Annotated in this window: 3 protein-coding genes, 1 pseudogene and 1 riboswitch; of the genes and pseudogenes, 1 reads left to right on the top strand and 3 read right to left on the bottom strand. The window is 70.0% G+C overall.

The features are described 5' to 3' along the window. Positions 1-420, bottom strand: a pseudogene (locus FUT87_RS18840) (hypothetical protein); the annotation flags it as partial. Positions 421-582: 162 nt separating this feature from the next. Further along, on the bottom strand, positions 583-3,285 hold the full coding sequence (gene metH / locus FUT87_RS18835; RefSeq protein ID WP_147242015.1) for a methionine synthase: 2,703 nt from the start codon (positions 3,283-3,285) through the stop codon (positions 583-585). A 150-nt stretch (positions 3,286-3,435) separates the two neighbouring features. Then, a riboswitch (S-adenosyl-L-homocysteine riboswitch) is annotated at positions 3,436-3,540 on the bottom strand. Positions 3,541-3,761: 221 nt separating this feature from the next. Here metH and FUT87_RS18830 point away from each other — a divergent pair. Further along, positions 3,762-4,967: an HD-GYP domain-containing protein gene (locus FUT87_RS18830; protein ID WP_147242013.1), complete on the top strand. Its 1,206-nt coding sequence runs from the start codon at positions 3,762-3,764 to the stop codon at positions 4,965-4,967. 78 nt (positions 4,968-5,045) lie between these two features. Here the strand turns inward: FUT87_RS18830 and FUT87_RS18825 are convergent, their stop codons facing one another. Beyond that, complete coding sequence (locus FUT87_RS18825; protein WP_147242014.1) at positions 5,046-6,131, bottom strand: homocysteine S-methyltransferase family protein; 1,086 nt, start codon at positions 6,129-6,131, stop codon at positions 5,046-5,048. Positions 6,132-6,134 lie beyond the last annotated feature (3 nt).

Here is a 6,134-nt window from a genome sequence, read left to right as displayed (position 1 = left end):
CAGCAGGCCGCCGACCACCGCGCCGCCCACCATGCCGATGCCGGTGCCCTGGCCTTCACGGGCCTCGGTGCGCACCGACAGGACCGTCGCGCAGGACGCGCACAGGCGGGATTCGGCCTGGCCGGCGCTGCCGTTGTTGTCCGCGTAGCCGGTCGAGCCGCCATCGCGCGACTGCGAGCCGCGGCGGGGTTCATTGGATGCGTGCTGCTGCACGGCCTGGTCGCCCGAGCGGCGCGCGGCGCGCGCCTCGTCGGCGGCATTGGCGCCGTTGCGATCGACGATGTTGCCTTGCTGCTCGGCCGCCGCGACCGGCGTGTCCGGCATCGACGGCGCCGACTGGTGCCGCCCCGCGAAGAACGCTGCCACGACCAGCACGGTGGCCCCAACTGCACCCGCCGCGATCTTTTGATTGGTATTCAACGCCATGATTCACCTCTTATGGTTTTCCCCTACCTCGGGGGACGAGCGAAGAATGCCACGCTGTTACAAGTCGCGGGGCCCGGTTCTTGTTCCGTTTGTAAATTGGTGAAACGCGGCCTGTAGGACAAGGCCGCGTCCTGCGGTTTTCGTTGCTCCGGCGCGTCAGCCCAGCAGCGGCGCGAGCGCCCGCTGCGCGTCCTGCGGATCCAGCGCCATGCGGGCCGCCCAGTCCGCCACCTGGTCGTCGCCGATGCGGCCCACATTGAAGTAGGTCGCCTCCGGATGCGCGAGGTAGAAACCGCTGACGCTGGCCGCCGGCGTCATCGCCATGCCTTCGGTCAGCGCCATGCCGATGTCCTCGGCCTGCAGCACGCGGAACATGTCCCGCTTGACCAGGTGGTCCGGGCAGGCCGGATAGCCCGGCGCGGGACGGATGCCCCGGTAGGCCTCGGCGATCAGTTGCTCGTTGCTGAGCGCCTCGTCGGCCGCGTACCCCCAGAAGTCCATCCGCACGCGCTGGTGCAGCCGCTCGGCGAAGGCCTCGGCCAGCCGGTCGGCCAGCGCCTTGAGCATGATCGCGGAGTAGTCGTCCAGGTCGTCGATGAACTGCTGCTCCTTCTTGTCCACGCCCAGGCCGGCGGTGACCGCGAACAGCCCGATGTAGTCCGGCACCGTGCCCTTGGCCGCGATGAAGTCCGCCAGCGCCCGGTTGGGCCGGCGCACGCCGTCCACCACCGGCCGCTCGGACTGCATGCGCAGCCCGCGCCAGGTCATCAGCACCTCCGAGCGCGACTCGTCGCTGTAGATCTCGATGTCGTCGTCGTTGACCTGCGCGGCCGGGTACAGGCCCAGCACGCCATTGGCGGTCAGCCAGCGGCCTTCGATGAGCCGCTGCAGCATGCGCTTGCCGTCGCTGAAGACGCGCTGGGCCTCGGCGCCGACGACCTCGTCCTTGAGGATGGCCGGGAACGGCCCCGCCAGGTCCCAGGTCTGGAAGAACGGGCCCCAGTCGATGCACTGCGCCAGTTCGGCCAGGTCGTAGTTGCGGAACTGGCGCCGGCCGATGAAGCGCGGCGCCGGCGGGGTGTAGGTCGTGAAGTCAGCGCGCTGCTTGTTCGCACGCGCCTGCGCCAGCGTCACCAGCGGCGTCTGCTTCTTATTGGCGTGCAGCTCGCGGACCTTCTCGTAATCGGACTTCAGCTCGTCGATGAAGCGCGTGGCGCGTTCATCGGACAGCAGGTCCGAGCACACGCCCACCGAGCGCGACGCGTCGGGCACGTAGACCACCGGCCCTTCGTAATGCGGCGAGATCTTGACCGCCGTGTGCACGCGGCTGGTCGTTGCGCCGCCGATCAGCAGCGGGATCTTCTTCACGCGGAAGTAGTCGTCGCGCTGCATCTCCGCGGCGACGTGCTGCATCTCCTCCAGGCTGGGCGTGATCAGGCCCGAGAGCCCGATGATGTCGGCGCCTTCGACCTTGGCCTTGGCGAGGATGTCCTGGCACGGGACCATCACGCCCATGTTCACGACCTCGAAGTTGTTGCACTGCAGGACCACCGTGACGATGTTCTTGCCGATGTCGTGCACGTCGCCCTTCACCGTGGCGATGACGATCTTGCCCTTGGAGCGGACGTCGGCGCCGGCGGCGGCGAGCTGGCGCTTCTCCTCCTCGATGTAGGGCACCAGGTGGGCCACCGCGGACTTCATCACCCGCGCGCTCTTGACCACCTGCGGCAGGAACATCTTGCCCGCGCCGAACAGGTCGCCGACCACATTCATGCCGGCCATCAGCGGGCCTTCGATCACGTGCAGCGGCCGGCCGCCCTTGGCGCGGATGCCCTGCCAGGCCTCCTCGGTGTCCTCGACGATGAAATCGGTGATGCCGTGGATCAGCGCATGCGACAGCCGCGCGTCGACGTCGCCCGCGCGCCAGGCCAGCTTGGCGCTGTCGTCCTTGGCCGCGCCCTTGACCGACTCGGCCACCTCGAGCAGCCGCTCGGTTGCGTCCTCGCGGCGGTTCAGCACCACGTCCTCGACGCGCTCGCGCAGGTCGGCGGGGATCTCGTCATAGACGCCGACCATGCCGGCGTTGACGATGCCCATGTCCATCCCCGCCTGGATCGCGTGGTACAGGAAGACCGTGTGGATGGCCTCCCGCACCGGCTCGTTGCCGCGGAAGCTGAAGGACACGTTGGACACGCCGCCGCTGACCTTCGCTCCGGGCAGGTTCGCTTTGATCCAGCGCGTGGCCTCGATGAAGTCGACCGCGTAGTTGTTGTGCTCCTCGATGCCGGTGGCGATCGCGAAGATGTTGGGGTCGAAGATGATGTCCTCGGGCGGGAAGCCGATCTCGTCGACCAGCAGCCGGTAGGCGCGCTCGCAGATCTGGATCTTGCGTTCGTAGGTATCGGCCTGGCCGGTCTCGTCGAAGGCCATCACCACGGTGGCCGCGCCATAGCGGCGGATCAGCTTGGCCTGGCGGCGGAACTCGGTCTCGCCCTCCTTCAGCGAGATCGAGTTGACGATGCCCTTGCCCTGGATGCACTTGAGCCCGGCCTCGATCACCTCCCACTTGGACGAGTCGATCATGATCGGCACGCGCGCGATCTCGGGCTCGGAGGCGATCAGGTTGAGGAAGCGCACCATCGCGGCCTTGCTGTCCAGCATGGCCTCGTCCATGTTGATGTCGATGACCTGGGCGCCGTTCTCGACCTGCTGGCGGGCGACGCTCAGCGCCTGCTCGAAATCGCCATTCAGGATCATCCGCGCGAAGGCCTTGGAGCCGGTGACGTTGGTGCGTTCGCCCACGTTGACGAACAGCGTGCCGGCGCCGATGGCCACCGGCTCCAGGCCGGAGAGCTTCATCGGGGGGACGGCGGCGCGGCCCGGAGCGGTGCTGGCGTCGGAAGCGTCGGAAGCGGGAGGGAGGGCGGACATGGCGGCGGCGCTCTTCGAGGCTGGAGGAAGCTGGATCGAGACGGGGCCGCGCAACTCACCGCAACCCCGCGCGGGGCGGGACGGTGAGCGTCGTTGTTCAGCGGGGTCCCGGGGTCCGACCGCGCCGTTCCGAGCCTGGCGGGCGCCCGGATGACGGGACCTGTCGCAACGCTCCTCGGAAACCACCGCCGCCCCGATGCCGCGAATGCGGCATTGCTGGCAGCGGAAACGGCGTGCATTCTACCGGTCCGGCCCTGCTTTGTTCGTGCCGGAATGCCTGCCGAAGCCTCGCGCGGACCTATGCTCGCCCGCAGCGTGCCGCGGTGGAGGGAACCGGCGCAGGCACGGCGACATCCGACAACGACAACAACGAGGAGGCGACGTCCGGTCGCCGGGAAGGCCACGTGGATCTGGTCCAACTTCCTTCAAACAGCCTGCGCGTGGGACAGGTGCTGACCTTCTCGCTGCGCGACGCGGCGGGGCACCTGCTGTTCGCCGCCGGGCATCCGCTGCCCGACACGCCGCAGGTGCGCGAGCTGCTGGCGCGCGGGCCCTGGGTCCAGGCGCACGAGACGCGCGAATACCAGCGCGCCCTGGCCCACAAGCTCGACACGATGATGCTGCAGGGGGCCTCGCTGTCCGCGCTGGCCAATGCCAAGGCCGAGTACAAGCCCACGCGGCCCATGCCCCTGCCGGCGGCGACGGGGCCGGCGCACACCGCCATCTGGGCCGATTTGCAGTGGCATGCGCAGCAGGTGCTGCGCGATCCGCATCGGCCGGACTTCCTCCTGCGCCTGGCGCAGCTGCTGGACACGGTGCTGTCGCGCCTGACGCAGCAGCCCGATGCCTCGCTGGCGATGCTGGTGCACGACGCCGGCCAGGAGCCGCTGCAGTACAGCGCGCGGCATGCGCTGCTGTCGCTGGTGCTGGCGGAGATGACGACCCGCCAGCTCGGCTGGAGCGAGGGCCGCCGGCGCACGCTGGGCCTGGCGGCGCTGACGATGAACCTGGACAGCGCCGCCCAGCAGGACCAGCATGCGCTGCGGCCGGAGGCGCTGGCCCAGGCGCAGCGCGAGGCCCTGGCCGGCCATGGCGACCGCGCGGCGGCCACGCTGCAAGGGATCGGGGTCGACGACGAGGCCTGGCTCGCCGCGGTCCGCCTGCATCACGACGCCGGGCCGGGCCCGCTGGCCGGCCGTGCGGACGGCGAGTTGATGGCGCGCCTGCTGCGCCGCATCGACGTCTATGGCGCGCGATTGAGCCCGCGACGCAACCGCCGGGCGCTGTCGGCGGCGCAGGCCGCGCGGGCGGTCTACCTGGACGAGCTGCAGCAGCCCGACGAGGCGGGCGCCGCGCTGATCAAGGCGATCGGCCTCTATCCGCCGGGCTCGCTGGTCCGGCTGGCCAATGGCGAGGAGGGCATGGTGCTCAAGCGCGGGCACAGCGCGAGCGAACCGCTGGTGGCGGCGCTGATCGGCCGCAGCGGCTCGCCGCTGACCGTGCCGGTGCTGCGCGACACGCGCTTGCCGGCGCAGGCGATCTCGGCCAGTCTGGCGCCGCATGAAGTCCGGCTGCGCGTCCACATGGACGCGATGCTCAAGCTCTATTGAGGTGGACTGCCCTGGCCGCTGCCCCGCCGGCCCTCACCCCCGCCCTCTCCCGCGAAGTGGGAGAGGGAGAGGGAGGGATCAGACGCCTTCAGTGATCAGTCCGCTGAACAGCTTGCTGCCCCACGGGCGCGGCCGGTAGGCGGCGACCTTCTGCGCGATCGCGCGGATGTGGTCGGGCGTCGTGCCGCAGCAGCCGCCGGCGATGTTCAGGAAGCCGGCCGCGGCGAACTCGCCCACCAGCCGGCCGGTGACGTCCGGCGTCTCGTCGAAGCCGGTGTCGCTCATCGGGTTGGGCAGGCCGGCATTCGGGTAGCAGGAGATCGGCGTGTCGCCGGCCGCCTTGGACAGTTCCTCGATGTAGGGCCGCATCAGCGCCGCGCCGAGCGCACAGTTCAGGCCGATCGCCAGCGGCAGCGCGTGGCGCACCGAGTGCCAGAACGCCGTCACCGTCTGACCCGACAGGATGCGGCCCGACGCGTCGGTCACCGTGCCGGAGATGATCACCGGCAGGCGCTCACCGGTGTCCTCCATCAGCTGGTCCACCGCGAAGATCGCGGCCTTGGCGTTGAGCGTGTCGAAGATGGTCTCGATCAGGAACAGGTCGACGCCGCCCTCGAGCAAGCCCTTGGCCTGCTCGTAGTAGGCGGCGCGCAGCGTGTCGAAGTCGACGTTGCGAGCGCCCGGGTCGTTCACGTCGGGACTGATGGACGCCGTGCGCGGCGTCGGGCCGAGCGCGCCGGCCGCGAAGCGCGGCTTATCCGGCGTGCTGAACGCGTCGCAGGCCTCGCGCGCCAGGCGCGCCGCAGCGACGTTCATCTCGTAGGCGAAGGCCTCCAGCCCGTAGTCCTCCTGCGCGACGGTGGTCGTGCCGAAGGTGTTGGTCTCGATGATGTCGGCGCCGGCGTCCAGGTACTGGCGGTGGATCTCGCTGATGACCTCGGGCTTGGTCAGCACCAGCAGGTCGTTGTTGCCCTTGAGGTCCTTGGGATGGTCCGCGAAGCGCGCGCCGCGGAAGTCCGCCTCGGTCAGCTTGTAGCGCTGGATCATCGTGCCCATCGCGCCATCCAGGACGGCGATGCGTTGCGCCAGGAGGGCGGGCAAGGCGGCGCCGCGGGTGTAGGCGGCGGCGGGACGGGCGGCGGTCGGGGCGTCATGGGGCGCGATTGT

It is taken from the genome of Mitsuaria sp. TWR114 (assembly GCF_007997345.1).
Note: the sequence above shows the minus strand (reverse complement) of the source record. Positions and strands in the feature narration are given on the sequence as shown.

Bases quoted from the DNA above. Each gene is read 5' to 3' on its own strand.
- metH (WP_147242015.1), bottom strand. From the start codon at position 3,285: ATGAAGCTCTCCGGCCTGGAGCCGGTGGCCATCGGCGCCGGCACGCTG.